Origin of the sequence: Dokdonella fugitiva, assembly GCF_014138265.1 — a bacterium.
GTDB lineage: Bacteria > Pseudomonadota > Gammaproteobacteria > Xanthomonadales > Rhodanobacteraceae > Dokdonella_A > Dokdonella_A fugitiva_A.
Genome location: NZ_JACGXL010000001.1, coordinates 608,260 through 628,432 on the forward strand (window position 1 = coordinate 608,260; position 20,173 = coordinate 628,432).

At 63.7% G+C, this 20,173-nt stretch carries 10 protein-coding genes and 1 pseudogene; 3 read left to right on the plus strand and 8 right to left on the minus strand.

The window, feature by feature from the left end; genetic code table 11:
- Positions 1-627 precede the first annotated feature (627 nt).
- Complete coding sequence (locus tag FHW12_RS02905; protein WP_182529485.1) at positions 628-1,053, minus strand: LIC_13387 family protein; 426 nt, start codon at positions 1,051-1,053, stop codon at positions 628-630.
- Between the two features lie 509 nt (positions 1,054-1,562).
- On the opposite strand from FHW12_RS02905, the gene FHW12_RS02910 reads away from it, so the two are divergent.
- A complete protein-coding gene (locus tag FHW12_RS02910; protein WP_182529486.1) occupies positions 1,563-3,221 on the plus strand; it encodes a hypothetical protein in 1,659 nt (552 codons plus the stop codon).
- A 751-nt stretch (positions 3,222-3,972) separates the two neighbouring features.
- Here the strand turns inward: FHW12_RS02910 and FHW12_RS21750 are convergent.
- The 7 genes and pseudogenes from FHW12_RS21750 to hutU form a co-directional block, all read right to left on the minus strand.
- Positions 3,973-4,092: pseudogene (locus tag FHW12_RS21750) on the minus strand (IS256 family transposase); the annotation flags it as partial.
- Between the two features lie 180 nt (positions 4,093-4,272).
- Positions 4,273-5,376 (minus strand): HNH endonuclease, encoded by a 1,104-nt coding sequence (locus FHW12_RS02920; RefSeq protein WP_182529487.1) that lies wholly within the window; start codon positions 5,374-5,376, stop codon positions 4,273-4,275.
- Positions 5,369-7,171: an AAA family ATPase gene (locus tag FHW12_RS02925; protein ID WP_182529488.1), complete on the minus strand. Its 1,803-nt coding sequence runs from the start codon at positions 7,169-7,171 to the stop codon at positions 5,369-5,371. The genes FHW12_RS02920 and FHW12_RS02925 overlap by 8 nt, the downstream gene beginning before the upstream one ends.
- Entirely contained in the window at positions 7,171-9,111 is a 1,941-nt protein-coding gene (locus tag FHW12_RS02930) for a restriction endonuclease subunit S (protein ID WP_182529489.1), read from the minus strand. Before FHW12_RS02930 ends, FHW12_RS02925 begins: the two co-directional genes overlap by 1 nt.
- Positions 9,108-11,561 carry a type I restriction-modification system subunit M gene (locus FHW12_RS02935; protein WP_182529490.1) on the minus strand — a complete coding sequence of 818 codons (2,454 nt, stop codon included), beginning with the start codon at positions 11,559-11,561 and terminating at the stop codon, positions 9,108-9,110. Before FHW12_RS02935 ends, FHW12_RS02930 begins: the two co-directional genes overlap by 4 nt.
- Before the next feature lie 20 nt (positions 11,562-11,581).
- Entirely contained in the window at positions 11,582-14,320 is a 2,739-nt protein-coding gene (locus FHW12_RS02940; protein ID WP_182529491.1) for a DEAD/DEAH box helicase family protein, read from the minus strand.
- Between the two features lie 711 nt (positions 14,321-15,031).
- A complete protein-coding gene (hutU, locus tag FHW12_RS02945) occupies positions 15,032-16,702 on the minus strand; it encodes a urocanate hydratase (protein WP_182529492.1) in 1,671 nt (556 codons plus the stop codon).
- 569 nt (positions 16,703-17,271) lie between these two features.
- Between hutU and FHW12_RS02950 the strand changes: the two genes are divergently transcribed.
- Positions 17,272-18,963, plus strand: a complete 1,692-nt coding sequence (locus FHW12_RS02950) for a sensor domain-containing diguanylate cyclase (RefSeq protein WP_182529493.1) — start codon at positions 17,272-17,274, stop codon at positions 18,961-18,963.
- Positions 18,964-18,981: 18 nt separating this feature from the next.
- Complete coding sequence (locus tag FHW12_RS02955) at positions 18,982-19,800, plus strand: hypothetical protein (protein ID WP_182529494.1); 819 nt, start codon at positions 18,982-18,984, stop codon at positions 19,798-19,800.
- The last annotated feature ends 373 nt before the right edge of the window (positions 19,801-20,173 follow it).

Consider the following 20,173-nt stretch of genomic DNA (forward strand, 5'->3'; position numbering starts at 1 on the left):
GCAGGATCTCGCGAGCGACAAGGGATGCGATGGTAAGCGCAGGCCGCCCGGCGCGCACCGCGGTGGTGCACCGCGAGGGTGTGCCATTGCCGCCTTCTTCATGACGACGACGTAGGCGCGGACCGCAAATCGACATCGCGCAGCGCGCCGGACGCGCCCGCGATCTCACGAGTCAGCGCATTCATTTTGTGGGAGCAACGGTCTTCAACGGCCGGGGCACTGCAACGTTCCGTTCGCGTTGAGCGCAGCCCGTGAAGCGGCGGAGTCGAAGCGCCCTCCGGACCACGGCACCACGGGGGCGACGGCCCTTCGACTCCGGCCTGCGGCCTGCGCTCAGGGAGAACGGATGAGACCCCGTCGCGCGTGAGCGCCGCTCCTGTGGGAGCGGCGGAAGCCGCGATGCTCTCACGCAGCGGTGGGCCAAACCCGATGCACTCCATTGACGCAGGAGCGGCTTCAGCCGCGATGCTCCTCCGCTGCCAGCCACGACATCCCCTGCACGAGCGCATCATGCGCGCAACCACAGGGCCAACCCTCATCGCGGCCTGTGTCGCCCAGAGAACGGGCTCCCGCGATGGCACCCACGTCGCGCGAGGAGGTCTCCCGTCGAACGGGACGCCAGTCTCCCTATGCCCGCGAAGAGAACTGCGCCACCAGAAGCCCCGCGACGAAACACGCGAGCGCGAGGCTCACACCTGCGAACGGGACACTGAACCAATACAGCCTCGCCAACACCACGAAGCCGATGAGCACGGCGACGCCGAGCAGCTGCAGGAAGGCGGACCCGAACAGCAGCCCGGAGTGAGCAAGAGCGAGGAATCCGAACAACAGCCCAAAGAACAGCGCGCACAGGCTGTGGCTCGCATTGAAGCCGATCCAGGCGCGCCACACGGTGGTCTGGGACGTGAGCGCCAAGGTAGTGGCGTTCATCGCCTCGCGCACGGCGGGATCCCGCGGAACGATCTTGTCGTCCATGAACGTGTAGAGAAGATGGATGCCACCAAGCAGCAGCATGATCAACGAGCTTGCCGATACAAGCAGCCGTGCCAGCATGGGAAACCTCCGAAGCTCGAGACCGGTCAAGCCGTGCGCGGAGCGCCATCGGCGTCGGCGATTGTAGTCAACGCCGCGCCGACACGTCCTTGCACGGACTCGAGCGAGCGACGTCAATGAGCGGCGATCGGTGAATCTGCTTGGCCCTCATCGGACGCATCTGTCCGCCGAGCCGTGCGAAACCGACCCGAAGCCTCGTTCCGCAAAAGCCGGAATCCATTGGGCTGTTCGGCAGGCGCCAGGAGCAGCCCGCCGCGGCAGACTGCTCGACCGATAACCGATGGGCTCGTGCGACAGCCCGATTCGCCGCCAGCGTCGTCATTCCCACGAAAGCGGGAATCCATTTTGCTTTTTGCGCACACATCAAGACGCTCCCGCAGGTGACGCTTCGTTATGGCAGCCATGGCGCACGGGCCCATGCGCCAGCCCGCAACCCGCTATGCTTTGGCAGGACGGCGCACCGGCACGTCTCGCCTGCACCGCTCCGCGCTCGCCCATAGGAGATGCAGATGAACGCAGCAAGGATTCGGCTCGTATTCCTTCGTCCGGCGCGCCGCGCGCCGCGTGTCCTCGTCGCCGCCGTCGCCGCTACGCTCTCGACCTCCGCTCTTGCCAATACGTACACCGTGTCGACCACCGCGGACTCCGGCACCGGCAGCCTGCGCCAGGCGATCCTCGATGCCAATGCACAGCAATCCACCGGTGGCACGCAGTGCGCCGGGCACACCATCACGTTCGCGATCCCCGGCAGTGGACCGCACACGATCAGGCCGCTGTCGCCGTTGCCGAAGATCAATATCCCGATCGCCTTCGAGGGCTACTCGCAACCGGGTTCGAGCGAGAACACCGCCATGACCGGCAGCAATGCGGTGATCGCGATCGAGCTCGACGGCAGCCTCGCGGGCCCCACAGATGCCTTCGTCGTCGGCGCGGGCATTCCCGGCTCGGGGCTCTGCTCGGGCAATACGAGCACATTCCGCGGGCTCGTCATCAACCGTTTTGCCGGCGCCGCGATCTCGATGGGCGAGGAAACCTGTCCGGTCGGCCAGGCCTGCCTCAGCGGCGGCGTGCTGATCCAGGGCAACTACATCGGCACCGATGTGACCGGCACGCAAGCGCTCGGCAACGGCGTCGCGCTGGCGCGTCCAGCGCTCGTGTTCGGCACCAGCAGCCGCGTGAACATCGTCGGCGACCAGATCGTGGCGAACGGCGGTCCGATGGATCCGCGTCCGCAATCGCGCAACGTGATCGCCGGCAACGGCGCGGATGCGATCCGCATTTTCTCGACCTCGGCCGACCCGAACACCGGCCTGTCGCAAGGCCACGTGGTGCGCAACAACTACATCGGCCTCGACGCGACCGGTGCCGCCGCGTTGCCGAACGCGGGGCGCGGCGTCACGGTGGATGCGAACAGCAGCAACGTGCAGATCGTCGACAACCTCATCAGCGCCAATACCGGCGACGGCGTCGCCGTGCTCGACAGCCCGTTCCCCGGCACGTCGCTCGTCGGCAACGGCATCGGCATCGGCATCGCCGGCCAGCCGTTCGGCAACGGCGGCCACGGCGTGCTCGTCGCGAACCTCGCCACCGGCGTCACCGTCGGCGCCCGGTTCCTGTACGCGCCGACCGCGGCGGCGATCGCCAACAATGCCGGCGCGGGCGTCTTCGTCGACGGCTTCGCGATCGTCGACGCCGGCAACCTGTCCAGCGCACACAACGGCGGCCTCGCGCTCGACCTCGCGCCCGCGGGCGTGAACACGAACGATGACGGCGACCCCGACACCGGCCCGAACGAGCTGCTGAACCGGCCGACGATCATCGCCGCCGCGCCGGACGTCGGCAGCACCACCGGCCACATCGACGGCTTGCTCGAAGCCGTGCCGAATAGCACCTACGAGATCCGCTTCTTCCTCGACGACACCTGCGACGCCGGCGGCTCCGGCGGCGGCCAGACCCCGATGCCGACGACCTTCGTCAACGTCACCACTGACGCGCTCGGCCACGGCAGCTTCGTCAAGATCACACCGTTCCTGCCCGCAGGCCGCTACATCACCGCCGTCGCGCGCGGCTTCTCGACGACCGCCCCGGTGCCTGCGCTGATCACGTCGGAGTTCTCCAACTGCCGGCTGATCGGCGACGATCTGATCTTTGCGAATGGGTTCGACTAGGTACGCGGCCAACACGCAACGACGGTCGGCAAGCAGACACCTGGAGTGCGAAACCGGTGCCCTTGGTCGCGGGCCCGTTATCGTGACTGCGACCGGATCTTCGGAAGCGGGTCCGACAAGCAAAGCCAGGCGATGGGACATGGATGCCCAGCGCGTGAGATAGATCGATGCTCGCGCGTGTCTGCGGATAGCGTCCTGAGCATGAGGCTTTCGCGACACCCAACGGTTCGGATGTCACGCGCATCGTTTGGGTGCGACGGTGCATCGATTCGATGCGCCGTCGCAAGGCCGATTTGCGACCTCGCACGGTTTGGATGAATTGCCTAACCTCTGATCTGCGACGACGCATCCGTTCGATGCGCCGCTTCATTCCGAGCGTGCGACGTCGCATCCAATCTTTGCGCGCCCGCACGTCGAATTTGCTCGGTCGCATCTCGGATTTGCTCGGGCGCACCTTTCATTTGATCTTCCGCACGATAGGTCCGCAACATCGCACTAAGGAATTTCGGCGTTGCATCGGTGATTTGCGAGGGCGCACCGAATATGCCGGAGACCGACGCCACTTCGTGCTCGTCTCCCATGCGGCCGACCTCCCCCCAACGAAGCGGGGCCGAATCCCTCCCGCGGATAGCCTGCGCTTGAAACTGACGAAAGGCGGCTTGTGGCCCAACGCTAAGGACAAGTCGCTCTAACCTCCCGAAAGGATTCAAACGGAAAATTCCTCCGTCCCATGTCGCCGTCTCCAGCACGTGGCGATCACGTCATGGCTGACGGCCACGCCGTAAAGATCTATCCGCGCGCTCTCGCTGTCGCGCGTGCTCATCCCGCGCGCGTACAGCGCCAGAATCTTGCCCTCGAAGTCGCCAAGGCGCGTCCGTTCGTGCTGATGCTCCAGCACCATCCGAACCGCACGCTCTCGCACCTCGGGGGAATACTTCGTTGGCTTGGTCACGGCTCCATCCTCTCAAGAGTGGGAGCCTTCGGGGAAGCCGGGGCGGCTCACCGGCGCGGCGGCGGATGATTTCGGCGATATCGGTTACTCCAATTCGGGCTATCGAACCGTCGCCAACTCAGCAAGCCATGCTTGCATTCGGGCGGGCTCGATCATGGCTTGCCCAAGTGTCGAGTGAACCTCATGATGCGGCTCGCTAGGCGAGAGGCCTCCCACCCACTGCTGAACGTAAGTGCCAAGCTCTTGCAGTGTGTGCCTCGCCTGAGCCGCCCTAACTCGTCGGCGCTCGCTGCGCCGAAGAACATCCTGATGCTTGGCGTATTCCGCCTTAAATTCGCGCGTCCATCGGCTTGCCAAGTTGAGCAACCCGTCGAGATTTGTCGCTTTGGGCTGATCGGCGGGCGCAACGGCCGAGCAATGCACTGCCGCTACATGACGGTCATAGCCAAGCTGCAGGGCACTGTTGCCCGGACGCAAGTACGGGTGGAACCAGTCGGCAAAGCTGCCAGCACTGTGCACAGGCTTGTCACCCTTGTTCGGCGCTTCGTTGCAGGTGCTGCAGATAAGTGTCAGGTTGTCACCGCACATGCTGAGCAATGGGAACGAGCTCTTGATAACCCAGTGGTCAACGTGCGGCGTATCGCCCAGCGGCCCACCACAGAGCACGCAAACCTGGCGGGCGTGCGGGTCGGGGTTCAGGCGGTGCGCAACACGAAAGGCATCGACGAATAAGGCGTAGGTGACACCCCCTGCCGCCACCGGCGTTCCGTCTTCGGCGTATGGCAAGCCGGCGTGAAATCCCTTGTCGTAGAAGGCCTCCATCAGAGTTCTGAACGCCGCCCAGCTCGCTGGCTCTATCTGCGGAACTGTCACGGGCCATGGCGGCGGCGCGGCTTGAAATTGCGTCGCGAGTGTGGAGACAGCTTGCACCCAGGCCGCCAAAGCGACCTTCTGTGCTACTGGCATCGCCGCAACCAACTGCGCGCGCTCAAGTAGCGGCTGTTTGTCCTTCTTGCTCTGGAGAAATACCCACAGCCAGTCCGCTTCAATAGCGCTGAGGACTACCGGCGGTTGCAAGCCCGCGGAAGTCAGGTTCGCCGCCAGGGTGCCAGGGGCGCAAAGCCACAAAGCGAACCGTTGCATCAGGTGCTGGCACGCCACCAGCGCGGGGTAACACGTCACGCGATGGATCGGCTTAAGCATCGCCACCCCGCCAGGTGTTCAGCAAGGTGCGCAGCTCGCTGCGGTAGAAGCCCGATCCCATACGGGCAATCAGCCGTTCCAGGTCGGCTATTTCGGCCTCCGTACCTGTGGTCTGCGCCAACTTGCTTTCTATGAACTCCTGCGCCCTTTTTCCGATGCTGTCGTCGGCGCCAAACACCGTCATCATCAACGTACTCGGGTCGGTCCCGAACGTTGGTTCATCGACGCTGCGCGCATTGGAGCCATGCGCCGTCTTCTGCACCATCACGATCTCGTTGTTGAAAACATCCGACAAGACGATGGCCGAATGGGTGGAGATCAGCACGTCGTTGCTGGTGTGGCCGATAGCGTCGTCAATGATGTCGACGATCTCACGCTTCCACTTATCGTTGAAGTGGGTCTCGGGCTCGTCGAGCAGCAGCAAGGCGTCTTGCTGGCCTTGCAGCAGATGGAAGAGTGCCATGCGACCGAGCACCATCTGTTCGCCATCCGACAGCTCCTCGTAGCGAAGCACGCCGATGTCATCTGCCTCGGTCACGTCAGCATCGCTGGGCAACGGTGCACGACGCAGGCGGATCAGCACGTCGTCGAAAAGCCCAACCTGGCTCAGCTCCAGCAGGCGAGTGAACAGGTCGAAGGCACTGGCGTCCCGGGCGCCTCCCAACAATGCCCAAAGGGCCTCACCTTGAGTCGTGCATGTCTGAAGCTCGTCTCGGGCAGCAGAGGCAAAGCTCAGCGCCTGCACATCGAGCGGGCCCTTCAAATCAAACCACAGGGTGCGGCGGGCTTCCACCGGATGCGGTTCAGCAATCACTTCGCTGGCGCACAGCCACCAATCGTGGGCAGTTTCGCGGAGCTTCCGGTCCCACTGTGTTGCCTGTAGGCGCGAGCGGAAGGCCACTGACACCAGGTGATGCCATCCCCCGCGCTCCAGCAGTTCTTGCAGCGCGGTCTTGTTGTCGGAGCGACGGCGAAGCTGAGCCATTGCCGCATCGACTTCGGCGCGACCCGGGTAGTCAGTGGTCCCAATGAAGGCCTGCGGCAAAGCCACCGCCAGCAGGGCGCACTTGAGCAGAGTGGCATCTAGAAGCATGGGGCGCCGAAAGCTCTCAGCTTCCGTGGTCGAGCGGCTACTGTCGATATCTTGAGTTGCTTGAAAGACAGGTCGCGCCGCGAGTAAGGCTCGCTCTTGGACCGCGGTCCACCCCGCCGGGCGCTCTTCAACGTCGATGTCGTCGCCGATACGCTGCAGACCTTCCGCATTTTGGTTTCGGCTCCACACCGAACGCCACGGACGCAAATCGCCTGTGGTGTAGGCGAGCACCGCCGAAGGTAGCGCGATCTGAGGCGGCGTACTGTCGCGCTGCGGCCAGCGGCCAGGTTCTATCAACGCCGTGAAGCCAGGGACCATAGGCATGCCCTTGAGGGCCAAGTGCTCGATGGCAGCCTCAAAGACTTCCTGTCCGCTCTGGTCGTCGAACGCAAACCGCTCGTGCAGCCAGAGGCTGGCCAACCGCCGGTCGCCAGGGCAATGCAGCAACAGCGTGCGGTGGCTGGGTGAGCCACGCACCCCCAGTTCGTAGACCAGGCTTACCGGAAAGGCGGGCACACGCAGGTCGGCCAACGCCAAGAACACCTCGGCAACTGCCCGCAAGAGGTTGGACTTGCCGCTACCGTTTACGCCCACGACAAACCGAATGGCGCATTCGCGTGCCAACGGCGAACCACTGGCAAAGCACACCTTGATGTCCGAGATCGGCGGATAGTTCTGAAGGTGCAGGTAGCGCAGGCGCATCAGACCGCCTCCAAGTCCACTTGCGTCGCTGCCACATCGAGGGCACTGGCAAGGTCATTTTTCAGAGCATCGAGTGAAGCGTAGTGCCGGCCTTGGTCCACCAAGTGCGTGTAGTCCTTGCCTTCATCGTCTTCTATCGAGATGACCTGAAACATTCCGCCCGCTCCGGCCCGCTCGGACGTCTCGTAGTCCAGCTGAGCTTGAAGGTAGTAGTGATCCAGCTCAACATCTGCCGACAAGCCCTTGCGCAGGGCCTGCAAGTCCACAAGTCGTGTGAACTCGTCTTCTCTCAGCGGACGAAAGGCCTTGAGGTAGTCTCGCTCGCCGCTTTCCTGGTCGACCTTGGGTAAGGTGACTTTTGCGATGAAGCCCAGTGCGGCCAGTTGGCTAAGAGTGCGGCGGATGCGGTTGCCGTGCGAGGCACCAAAGACTTGCAGCCGCTCGGTCACCGCCATGTCGTCGCAGAAGCGTGCAAACACGTCTGGGTCTTCGACCAATAGGGGTTCGCCGCTTGTTTGGCAGTACGCGGTGAAGGCGGTCAACACTTGGCGTTGAAACTCACTCAGTTCACCCAGCAGCCAATGGCGGGCGGCCCGCACAGTCAGACTGGTCAGCACAGATGGCGTGGCAGTGATGGTTGTGCTGAAAGCCATCTTGGCGCCGCGCTCGCGCAGCAATTGATCGCGGCTGAGCGCCGCCTCGGCAAGCGCTTCAGCGTGATGCTCACGCCACTGCGCGGTGAGATCGCCAGATAGCGCGTGGATGCTGAGGGCGGAGCGCAGTGCAATCGCCGCATCCTCCGACTTGGTAATCAGGCGGCGAATCTCCCTGACTTGAAGCCAGAGTCGCCGGAATCGGTCCTGCTCTGCCAAATCGGGAACAGGTAGACGAACCTTGGCGAGGTTCTCGCCGCTCAAATTGCTTTGTCCGGCAGTCGTTCTGATGGCGTTTCTCATGGCTGCTCTACCGTAAGCGCTGTTGAGGAACGCACTCAGATACTCTGGCAACAAGCGGTCAGGATCAGTTCTCAGGCGAATCAAGTAGGAGGCGTACACGATGACCGACTGGCAAGCGTCTTCGGTGATCGGTGCTGACCGCCCGACATACTCTGGGTTGCCATTGGATCGAACAATCAATACATCAGATGTCGTCAAGCTCAACCGACCCAGTTCGGCCTGCTTGAGTTCGACGTACTTCATATCATCGACGTCAACTTCTCCGCCCATCACGTTGGGGATTCGCAGCACTGGCACACCGGTGTCCGCTGTGGCGTCCGCCGAAACGGAGGTACCGTAGCGCGTTTCAACCAACGAGCCGAGATGCTCCCATTTTCCTTCGTCGCACCCAAGCACCAGTCGATCGAGCGCCGCCTTGATCATCTGATCGAGATACCTGCGACGATCATTGGCTTGCCTAGACTCGTCGGCTTGCTGAAGCACATCCACGATGCGCTGTTGTTCAGGAAGGGTTGGTAGGGGTATCTTGAATGCGGCCAGCGTGTCGCTTTCAATACCGGCTTGGCTGACCCAGCGCTTCGCGCGAGTCTTCGAGTACCCAATTGACCACAGCAACTGCAGATAGGCTGCAAGATAGGCTGGACGAACCAAGTCCTCGCGAACCAGCAATCGCGTCATGTGATTCGAAAAAACGTAGTCGCCCTCTTGATCGAAGACCGCCGTCTTCCCAACCCACTCTTCACTGTTCGTGTTGTTGAATACAACGTCACCGACGGCCAGGGAGTAGCGTGCCAGCTCTCGTTCGCTTGCAGTGATGTGCTTGATCCCCTCTAGGCTTATCTTGCCGTTCGGTGTTACGTTGTGAGTGCGGATCTGCGGTGTCGTACCTTCGTCTTCTTCGCCAGGTTTTTGCGCAAAACCGGGCTGCAGGTCCGCGACGACACTACGGATTGTCGTCTGCGTCCAGGTTTCTGGTAGCGTCATTCCCGCCCCTCCACCATCGCGAGCAGCTTGTCCAGGCCCTTGATGATTTCCTGCTCTGTGGTCTTGAGCTCACCAATCAATTCGGCCACGCTCCTTTCACTCTTGAGCTGGGCGAAGTCGAAGGGCTTGTATTGCCCGGCGGACAGATTCCACTCGCGTGCCTCGATGCAGTCGGGGTCGAGCAAACCGTCCTTGAGCGTGCCCTTGTCATCGTAGAGACCCTCGGACAGCATGGCCTGCACATAGGCGTGACGCACCAGGCCGTCAGCATCGTGCGATCCGACGAGCGTGCCATCCTCGCCGCGCCAATCGTCGTTGCGGGCCCAGTCACGCACCGGCACCACCCAGTGTTTGGCCGTGCTGAGTTTCGTCGCCTGGTCAACGGCCAGGCTGCGCAGCGTAACGTCGAAGCCGTCCAACTTGGCAACGTCGCGGGCCACGTCGCTCAGCTTCTGGCCGATATCGTCTGCCGTCAACGCTTTAGGCGGTTGGTTGCTTTTCAGAATACCGAGCACGTGAGGATCGGCTTGTGCTTCTGAAAGCACCGTCTTCAGAAGATCCTTCCATATTGACAGTGCAGGAGAGTCCTCCTTTTCGAAGAATGATTCCCTCTCGCGAGCTAGCTTCTTGAACTCAGCTTCTGCGGGCTTGGCAGCCCTCTTCCAGGCAGCTAGCAATTCGGCATCGGTGATCTTGCCCACCACCCGCGCCTGTAGCGTTTCCTCCCAGACCTTTTGCGCAGGGGGCATTAGCGCCTGGATGGCCAGTTTGAGCAATGTGGCAGCCGCCGCTGAGCGCACGCCTTCTTCAGCAGTCTTGGGATCCGCAGGTAGACCGGGAAAAAGCTCGTGAATGCCCCAGACCTGCCCGTCCCACATGCTGGTGTCGGGCAAGCCCGCGAAAGCTTTCCCGGCTGGCGTCAGCTGGTCGGCCGTGTCGCGTAGCAGGGCTTGGCGCCAACGCTCCGCTCGGAAGCGGGGTTGCAGTAGCGTCTTTTCGTTGCGCTGCGCACCGGCGCGCCCATCCGCGATCCAGGCCCTGAACTTTTCCAGCGCATCCCACAGGTCGTTTTGCTGAGCAGGCCGGGCGTTACGCTTGGCATCTTTCGAATACCCGTCTTCCTCCACCTCGTAGAACCAGACGTGCTCGGTGCGCGGGGCCACACCGCCAGTGAAGGTCGGCCTGTCATCGCGCCGGGTCTCCTTGCGAAAGACGAGAACTGAGGTCTTGACGCCGGTGTAGGGCTGGAAAACGCCACCAGGCAGCGAGATGACACCCTCGACCACGTGCTCGGTCAGCAACTCGCGGCGTAGGCGGGCATGGGCATCGGTGTTGCCAAACAGCACCCCCTCGGGAATGATCACCGCGCAACGACCACCCACGCGCAGCAGGTCGAGCATCAGCCATAGGAAGAGCAGTTCGCTCTTGTTGGTGATGCTTTCATCCTTCTTCTTGCCACCACCGCCCACGCGTGGGAACAGCAAGGAATCGGGCTCGAGGTCCCCACTGTCCACCGTACCGGTGAAGGGTGGGTTGGCCAATACAAAGTCGTAGGTTTCAGATTCCAGCAGTTGCTTGAGTTGGCCCTTGCCTTCGCGCTTGCTGAGCGAATCGCCCTGCAACAGATGCGGGTCGGTCACGTCATGCAGCACCAGGTTCATCCATCCGATGCGCGCCATGGTGCGGTCGTTGTCCAGGCCGACGAAGTTGGCGCCGTTGTGAATAGCGGAGTACTGCTCGGGGGTGGCTGCGGCACCATCAGTACGGTGCGGCGTGCCGTCCCATTCAAGCACCACATTCTCTTGCGCCGAGTACTTGCGCATCAGGTACTGCTGCGTGCTGAACAGGAAGCCGCCTGTGCCGGCGGCGGGGTCGATGACACGCTGGCCAGGTTCCGGATCGAGCAGTTCGACCATAAAGCGAATCAGGTGACGCGGGGTACGGAACTGGCCGTTCTTGCCTGCGGTGGCCACCTCGCTGAGCAGATATTCGAATGTGTCGCCCATGATGTCTTGGGCGGAATTGCCTTCACCGGCACGGGCAAAGAGCTGGTCAATCGCGTCGATGGCATCACTCAGCACCTTGCCCTTGTTGGGGTCAAGCTGGAAGTAGGCATCAGCCATGCGGTTGTTGAGGCTGGCGAGTTCCGTACCGTCAGCGCTGGCGGTGCTGAAGTGTTTGTCGAGCTCGCGCAGCCATGGGAACACCACATCAATCAGGTGGCTGGGGTTGGTCTTTTCCTGGCGGATGTAGCTCCACTTGCATGACTCGGACCCTGCGTAGATCGACGGAAACCCGCGCTGCTGGCGCTTGAGGTCAATGTCCTCCAAGCGCTTGAGAAACAACAGGTAGGTAATCTGCTCCACCGCCACCAAAGGGTTGGTGAGGCCTGCGGCCCAGAAGCGATTCCAGAGTTCGTCAACTTTTTTCTTGATGTGCGGAGCGAGCATTAAGGTTTGTCCTTGAGGGATCAGGCGGCGTCATCCAGCAACTGGTTGGCCAAGGCAATGAGTTCGTTGATGTCTTGCGGCGGGAACAATGATTCCACGCGGCCCACTCGCGACAGCGGTGGCTCGTTGAGCGCTGTCATGGTGATGCGGCCGTGGCTTTGCACTGCAGCCTTGACCGCACGCAGGAAGTTGAGCTGGTTGGCACGCAGGTATCCGTGGCTGGCAATGAAGGCATCAAACGCGGCATTGATGCGCTCTTCGCGGTTGGGAAGACGAACACCCTCGCACAGCATGTAGCGCAGAAGGTCGGCCAATGATGCAGCCGGCGCTTCGAAGGCTTTGCGCAAAGTCTCTTCGGTAACGAAGAGGTCGGCCTGGTTCAGCGTGGCGCTGATGCGCTCCAGCTCTTCGTTGCTCAGGGTTTTGCCGTTCTTGAGCTTGGCCAATTCGGGCGATTGGTCAGCGAGGCGGCGAACAAGGGCTTCCACCTGCTGGCGGTAGCTTTCGGCAAAAGCGCCTTCGCCGGTGGGGCCGTAAATGATCCAACTGCGCTGGGTGATGCTGTCGGGCAGATTGATTTCCACCGTGCGACCTGGGGCACTGGTTCGATAACGCATCAGTGGCGCGAACGCCGCCTGCAGGGTGGCGAGGCGGACCATGTCCAGGTGTTGCCAGAACCCCACCGACTGAACCCAAGCGCGTTGCTCAGCCGCGCGTTGCACCTCGGGGATGTTGTCGGCAAGGCTGGCCACGGCGCCCTGGATGCGCTCGCGCACGGTGACTTGCTCGTCGGCATTGCCCTTGAGCCAGCCCAGAGTGAGCCGCTCGCACCAGATGCGGAACTGCAATTCGTCCAGGCCTGCTAAGGGCGCAAGGCGCATCAGTGGCGCAATGGTCTTTGAGAGGTGTTCGAGCGTGCTGGGGTCGGGCGCCGGCCACTGCCGGGCCAGTGCATCCAGCTCGTCCCAGTGTGGCCGTACGTTGACACTTTGGCGTGGCAAAGCCAGCAGCATGGCCTGCAGGGCTGCAATGGCGTCGCGCGTGCTTTGCGCACCTGGCTCCTGGCCGTAGAGCAACTGCCACACCTCCAGCCGCAATCGAAAAAGCCGCACGGGCAAGGGCTCGCTGGGGTGGTCGACCTCACCGTCAGGCTTGAGCTTGAAGTAGGCGAAGTTCTTCCAGTGGTCGATGATCAGAAAGTCCTTCTTGATCTCACCCGTTGACCTGTCGGTATGAAGCCGCGTGCCCCGACCAATCATCTGCCAGAACTTGACCTTGCTGAAGACAGGCTTGGCGAACACAAGGTTCTGAATGGCAGGCACGTCGACACCGGTATCCAGCATGTCCACCGAGATGGCCACGCGCGGCATGGTTCGAAACTTGAAGTCATCCAGCGTGGCATCGGCACGCTCCATGTGGCTGTCGATGATCTCGGCCATACCCTGGCGTTGCAGCTCCGGGTACAGGCGGTTGAAGCTCTCGTACAGCCGCTTGGCGTGAGCGTGGCTAACGGCAAAGATGATCGACTTGTGAGGTAACCCCCGAATGTCTTTGCGGCTCTTGTCCATGAACTCCCGCACCATGGCGTCGTTGGTTCCCTGGTTGATGACACCCTTCTCGATGTCGGTGCCATCGAAGTTGAGTTCATCGACCTCCACGCCCTGGTCGCGCGCCATTTGCTGTAGTGGCTGCGGAAGGGCATCCCCTTGAATGCCCTTCAATTGGAAATTGGTCTGGGCGTCCAGCACGCGGTAGTTCACCAGGTTCTGGTCGGCGATGGCTTGCTCGTAGCTGTAGTAGTAGCTGGGAGCGCCATCGCCGCAATCGAACAATTCAAAGGTGTTGTGGTCGATGTAGTCGGTTGGCGTGGCAGTCAGGCCAAGCTGAATCGCATCGAAGTGGTCAAAGACGGCCTTGTAGCGCTGGTAGATGGATCGGTGACTTTCGTCGGCAACGATCAGGTCGTAGTAGCCCACTGACAGGCGCGAGTACACCTGCATCATGCTGGGGTAGGTGGAGAACTGGATGCGAGCGCCCGAGGTTTCGCCAGCCTCGATGCGGGCCAGGCTTTCGTTGGGCAGGTGAGACTTGAACTCCGACATGGCCTGTCGCACCAGTTCGCGACGGTCGGCCAGGAACAGCACGCGCTGCACGCGTTTGGCGCGCAGCAAGGTGTCGACCAGGGCGATCGTCGTCCGCGTCTTGCCCGTGCCAGTCGCCATCACGAGAAGAAACTTGCGTTTGGCCGCGTCAACACCCTCGGTGACTCGCCGAATGGCCTCGTTTTGATAGTCGCGGCCAGCGATGTCCGCATTGATCTCGACGCCTTGCAGCGGTTGCGCGAACTGGCGCTGGTGATGCAGGCGCTCCAGGTCGTCTCGCGTGTAGAAGCCTGAAACCTTTCTAGGCGCGTAGCGCTCACGATCCCAGAACTGGATCTCGCTGCCATTCGTGAGGAAGATAAACGGGTCCTTGCCAAACTTCGCTTTAATAGCATCGGCGTATTCCGCAGCTTGGCGCTTGCCAGCCAGTTCGTCGCGAGAAGAACGTTTGGCCTCTACAACAGCGATCGGCGTGCCATCCGATCCGAGAAGAACGTAATCCGCATATTGATCGTTGCCATCATTTGTCCCGGGCTCGCCGACCTTCAGGACGTATTCTTCAACGAGGGTACGCCGGCTTTTGGACCACCCCGCAGAAGAAAGCTGCACATCGATGAGCTTCGCTCTCGTAAAGCTTTCATCATTCCGAGAGCTCATATAACATTCTTCCAGAAAGCAGTCGGCCACAATGAACTTTGCGTTGATCGCGGCAAGTCGCTGACGGCCTCTTTGCCATTCTCCGCAGTATCGGTTTCGCGCCACATTGCTGGAAACGCGCCGATATTCGCGCGAGCCAGCATGGACAATTTCTCCTTCTCGCTCAATGGTGGTTTCCTGCTTCGCACACAGAAACCTTAATCTGCATATTGAATCTTGACCGACATCGAGTCGACACCTATCGCCCATTCAGCCCATCGATCGAACGTAACCGTTCTCGAGAAGCGCGTCCTGCACCATCTCCCACGGCACAATCTGTCTGATGGCGCCTGCACGAGTCATTTCGGAGCCTCCCAAAGCTTCAACTTGCCTCGCTCGACGGACGAGCGCCAGCGACACGCCCGCCGCACCCACCAGGTAGGTGAGGAGACCAAATCATGCGACATGGTTGTACACAAACTTTGCCTTTCGCCCCGAGGTTATTTTGCGACCGTAAGCACCGGAACTGTTGTAGTGGTACCGCCAGCCGATCCGATGCTCTTTCTGACTCTCATACTGATCGACGCTTTCGCCGATCTTCGGGCAAGCGGCTCACAGCACGTAGAGCTCGACGATTTCAAGCGACTTTCCATTTCCGTAAACTCCTCCTTCGCCTCAAAACTGCCGAAGACGCCCCTTTGAGACCGCAAGGATGTGGGCCGACCACTGCATTTACCCCATCGGCAGCTTCAGCCCCCGCTCCTTCGCGCACTTCATCGCAATCTCATACCCCGCATCCGCATGCCGCATGACGCCGGTGCCGGGGTCGTTCCACAGCACGCGCGCAAGCCGGCGATCCGCGTCGTCGCTGCCGTCGCAGACGATGACGACGCCGGAGTGTTGCGAATAGCCCATGCCGACGCCGCCGCCGTGGTGGAGCGACACCCAGGTCGCGCCGCCGGCGACGTTGAGCATCGCGTTGAGGAGCGGCCAGTCGCTGACCGCGTCGCTGCCGTCCTTCATCGCTTCGGTTTCGCGGTTGGGCGAGGCGACGCTGCCGGAATCGAGGTGGTCGCGGCCGATCACGATCGGCGCCTTGAGTTCACCCCTGCGCACCATCTCGTTGAACGCGAGGCCGAGCTTGTGGCGCTGGCCGAGGCCGACCCAGCAGATGCGCGCGGGCAGGCCCTGGAAGCTGATGCGCTTCCCGGCCATGTCGAGCCAGTTGTGCAGGTGCGTGTCGTCGGGGATGAGTTCCTTGACCTTGGCGTCGGTCTTCGCGATGTCTTCCGGATCGCCGCTGAGCGCGACCCAGCGGAACGGGCCGACGCCGCGGCAGAACAGCGGGCGCACGTACGCGGGCACGAAGCCGGGGAAGTCGAACGCGTTCGTGCAGCCTTCGTCCTTCGCCATCTGGCGGATGTTGTTGCCGTAGTCGAACGTGGGGATGCCTTGCTTCTGGAACGCGAGCATCGCTTCGACGTGCACGCGCATCGATTTCTTCGCGGCGTCGCGCACGGCGTCGGGCTGGCTCTTGCGGCGTTCGAACCACTGCTCGACGGTCCAGCCGATCGGCAGGTAACCGTTGACCGGGTCGTGCGCGCTGGTCTGGTCGGTGACCGCATCGGGCTTCACGCCGCGCTTGACGAGTTCGGGCAGGATCTCGGCGGCATTGCCGAGCAGCGCGATCGACTTCGCTTCGCCCGCCTTCGTGTACTTGGCGATGCGCGCGAGCGCGTCGTCGAGGTCGGTCGCCTGTTCGTCGACGTACTTCGTGCGCAGGCGCATGTCGATGCTCGCCTGCTGGCATTCGATGTTGAGGCTGCACGCGCCGGCGAGGCTCGCGGCGAGCGGCTGCGCGCCGCCCATGCCGCCGAGGCCGGCGGTGAGGATCCACTTGCCCTTGAGGTTGCCGCCGTAGTGCTGGCGGCCCATCTCGACGAAGGTTTCGTAGGTGCCCTGCACGATGCCCTGGCTGCCGATGTAGATCCAGCTGCCGGCGGTCATCTGGCCGTACATCATGAGGCCCTTGCGATCGAGCTCGTTGAAGTACTCCCAGGTCGCCCAGTGCGGCACGAGGTTGGAGTTGGCGAGCAGCACGCGCGGCGCGTCCTTGTGCGAGGGGAATACGCCGACCGGCTTGCCGGACTGGATGAGCAAGGTCTCGTCGTCGTTCAATTCGCGCAGGGAACGCAGGATCGCGTCGAAGCATTCCCAGTTGCGCGCGGCGCGGCCGATGCCGCCGTAGACGACGAGCTCGCTCGGCTTCTCGGCGACGTCGGGGTCGAGGTTGTTCTGAAGCATGCGGAACGCGGCTTCGGTGAGCCAGCTCTTGCACGAGAGCGCCGTGCCGCGCGGCGCGCGGATCACGCGAGTGGTGTCGATGCGGGTCGGTGCGTTCATGCGCAAGGGTCTCCGGAAGGCAGGCGGCGATTATAGGCCGGGGCGGCGCGAGTCCGATGCGCAGGCATCCGGTGCGTGGCGTCGGGCGGGTTCGCTTCAACCGTAGGCTGGATCGAGCCGCGCAAGCGGCGGATCCGGCGCTGCGCGCCTTGATCCGCCCTACGAGATCTGCCTTCATCGGGACTCGCTCCGGTATCGGAAAAAGCGGCCGACTGTGGGAGCGGCGGAAGCCGCGATGCTGTTGAAGGCCGAGGCTGAAGAGCATCGCGGCTTCCGCCGCTCCCACAGAATGCGCGTGCCTCCGTGGGCGGCCACGGCGTCGAAGAAGCCGCGACGCTTTGAAGGCCGAGGCCGAAGAGCATCGCGGCTTCCGCCGCTCCCACAGGATGCGCATGGCTCCGTAGGAGGCAAGGCGTCGAAATGCCTCGCTGCTCCGTGGGCGACGCGGTGGCGGTCGATTGCTTGATGCTGCGTCGCGATCCGGTAGCATGAGCGATCCGCGCCGGAGTGCGCGGCCGGCAGGGGGCTGGGGCGTGGAGCGCAGGTTCGCTTCGAGTGGGGTCGCGTGTGTGTTCGTGCTGCTGCTCGCGCTGCTGCAGGCGTTCGCCGCGCGCGCGCAGGCGCCGCCGGCCACGCTGCCCGGCTGGACCGTCACGGAACTGCCGCCCGCGATCGGCGACGACGCTGCGGCGATCGCGAGCGGCGCGCACGATGCTTCGTTCCTCTCGCACGCGGGCAACACCTTGCGCGCGTCGCCGGATGCACCCTTGTGGTTCCGCCTGCGGCTCGATGCGGACTGGACCTCGACCGAACTGCCCGTGCTCGTCGTGCGCGACGTCGGCTACGTGCACGCGACGCTGTACGCACCGCCCGACTATCGCGCGCAATCGCTGTGGCTGACCAAGCCCGACGCGCAGGCGCGCTTCTCGCGCCACGCGATGGCGTTCGTGCTGCCCGCGGGCCTGCGCGCGGACCAGTCGCTGTACCTGCGCTTCGACCGCGTGCGCGTCGAGCGAAGACCGCAGGTGTCGGTGACCGACCTCGCGAGCTACCAGGCCGCGGACCTGCGCCACGTGCGCATCGTCACGCTGTTCGGCGCCGCGCAGCTGACGATGGTGCTGGTCGGGCTGTGCCTGTGGCTCGCGCTGCGCGACCGCATCTACGCGTTGTTCGTCGCCTACTCCGGCATCCAGCTCGTCTACCTGCTGCTCGTGTCGGGCGAGTTCTACGACCTGCCGCTCGGCCTGCTGCCCGGCCTGCTCGGCCAGCGCGCGTCGTGGATCTTCGCGGTGCTGAGCGCGCCGCTGTCGATCTCCTTCATCATCGAGTTCTGCCACTTGCGCCGCGAGACGCCGCGCCTGGCGACGGTGCTCGGCGCGACGCGCTGGCCGTACCTGCTCGCGCTCGCGGCGTTGCTCGCGCCGGTCGAGTGGCCCGGCCGCGACGTGATGCTGCCGCCAATGATCAACCTGATGTTCCTGATCGGCTCGCTGATCGCGATCGCGGTGGTCGGGTACGCGGCGCTGCACCGGAACCGCGCGGCGGTGTTCTTCCTGGTCGCCTGGATGCCGCAGGTCGCGTTCACCGCGATGCGCGTGACGCAGCTGATCCTGCACCTGCCGCAGCCGTCGTGGCTCGAGTACGGGTTTCCGTTCACGACCGCGTTCTCCAGCGTCGTGGTCGTGCTCGGCCTCGCCGACGCGACCTTGCGCGTGCGGCGCGAACGCGACGTCGCGACGCGCCTCGCCGAGCGCGACGGCCTCACCGGCGTGCTCAACCGGCGTGCGATCACGCGTTGCCTCGAGTCGGAGTTCGCCGCGGCGGTCGCGCACAAACTGCCGCTCGCCCTGCTGTTCGTCGACCTCGACCACTTCAAGGCGATCAACGACCGCCACGGCCACCTCGTCGGCGACCACTGCCTCAAGGCGATCGCCGACACGCTCGCCGACGAGCTGCAGGACGGCGAGCATTTCGGCCGCTACGGCGGCGAGGAATTCCTCGCGCTGCTGCCCGGCGCGACGCACGCGGAGGCGATCGCGACCGGCGAACGCCTGCGCAAGCGCATCGAGCGACTGGCGATCGACGCCGACGGCGTGAACCTGCACCTGACCGCGAGCATCGGCGTCGCCGGACTGCTGGCCGGCACCGACTCGCCCGACAAGCTCATCGAGCGCGCGGATGCCGCGCTCTACCGCGCCAAGGCGGAAGGACGCAACCGCGTCTGCACGCACGCGCCGCTCGCGGCCGCGAGCCGCACCTGACCGGAAAGGACGGACGCGATGGATACGATCAAGACGCTGCAGGTGACCGAACTCCTGCCCGGCGACGTGCTGCTGCACATGGGTCGCGGCGAACTGTCGAAACTGATCGCCTGGGTCGGCGACAGCGCCTACAGCCATGCGGCGATGGTGATCGGCCACGGCGAACTGATCGAAGCGGCGACCAAGGGCGTGCGCCACGCGAGCCTCGCCGAGCGCACGCGCATGGTCGCCGCGTTCGACTACGTCGACGTGTTCCGGCCGCTGCGACCGACGCCGCGCGACAGCGCGGACATCGCCGCGCTGCTCGCCGCGGCGGACGTCTATCTCGGCCGACCGTATCCGATGACCTCGCTGCTCACCCTCGGCATCGTCTGCGCGGTGCGCAACAAGATTCCCGGCGACGAGCGCCTGCACGAGGCGCTGCGCATGGCACTCGACCTCGTCGTGCAGGACGATCCGAGCCGCGTCGTCTGCAGCGAACTCGTCTACCGCGGCTACGCCGAGGCGGTGACGAAACCGCCGCAGGCGCTGCGCCTGCCGATCACGCACCGCGCCTTGCAGGCGACGCCGTTGCCGAAGATCGACCTCATCGCGCTCGCGATGGAATGCCTCGAGGACTACCAGCGCGCGAATCCCAAGGGCATGGTCCTGCGCGCGGGCTCGGCGCCGGAGGAATTGCCTGCGCTGCTCGCGCAGGCGCGCACCACCCTCGGCATCGGCGGCCTGCAGACCTCGGGGGCCGGCGACCACGTGCCGAACCCGAAGACGGTGCTGCCGGCCGATCTCGAGTTCAGCAGCGGCCTGCGCAAGCTCGGACGGTTGCCGCTCAAGGCGTGACGCGCGACTGCCCGCAGGAGCGAATCCCGTGCGCGACGGCGGCATCGAGTGTCGCCGCGACACCGGTCGCCCACAGGGTGGGCTCCTACACCAAAGCGCCTGCGGTAGGAGCGCACCCTGTGCGCGACCGCGGCATCGAGCCTTGCCGCGACACCGGTCGCCCACAGGGTGGGCTCCTACACCGAAGCGCGTGCGGTAGGAGCGCACCCTGTGCGCGACCGCGGCATCGAGCCTTGCCGCGACACCGGTCGCCCACAGGGTGGGCTCCTACACCAAAGCGCGTGCGGTAGGAGCGCACCCTGTGCGCGACCGCGGCATCGAGCCTTGCCGCGACACCGGTCGCCCACAGGGTGGGCTCCTACACCAAAGCGGG

What these genes read in the sequence shown, in the direction of transcription:
- FHW12_RS02905 (WP_182529485.1), bottom strand. Translation starts at nt 1,053, where the DNA reads ATGCTGGCACGGCTGCTTGTATCGGCAAGCTCGTTGATCATGCTGCTG.
- FHW12_RS02910 (WP_182529486.1), top strand. Translation starts at nt 1,563, where the DNA reads ATGAACGCAGCAAGGATTCGGCTCGTATTCCTTCGTCCGGCGCGCCGC.
- FHW12_RS02920 (WP_182529487.1), bottom strand. Translation starts at nt 5,376, where the DNA reads ATGCTTAAGCCGATCCATCGCGTGACGTGTTACCCCGCGCTGGTGGCG.
- FHW12_RS02925 (WP_182529488.1), bottom strand. Translation starts at nt 7,171, where the DNA reads ATGCGCCTGCGCTACCTGCACCTTCAGAACTATCCGCCGATCTCGGAC.
- FHW12_RS02930 (WP_182529489.1), bottom strand. Translation starts at nt 9,111, where the DNA reads ATGACGCTACCAGAAACCTGGACGCAGACGACAATCCGTAGTGTCGTC.
- FHW12_RS02935 (WP_182529490.1), bottom strand. Translation starts at nt 11,561, where the DNA reads ATGCTCGCTCCGCACATCAAGAAAAAAGTTGACGAACTCTGGAATCGC.
- FHW12_RS02940 (WP_182529491.1), bottom strand. Translation starts at nt 14,320, where the DNA reads ATGAGCTCTCGGAATGATGAAAGCTTTACGAGAGCGAAGCTCATCGAT.
- hutU (WP_182529492.1), bottom strand. Translation starts at nt 16,702, where the DNA reads ATGAACGCACCGACCCGCATCGACACCACTCGCGTGATCCGCGCGCCG.
- FHW12_RS02955 (WP_182529494.1), top strand. Translation starts at nt 18,982, where the DNA reads ATGGATACGATCAAGACGCTGCAGGTGACCGAACTCCTGCCCGGCGAC.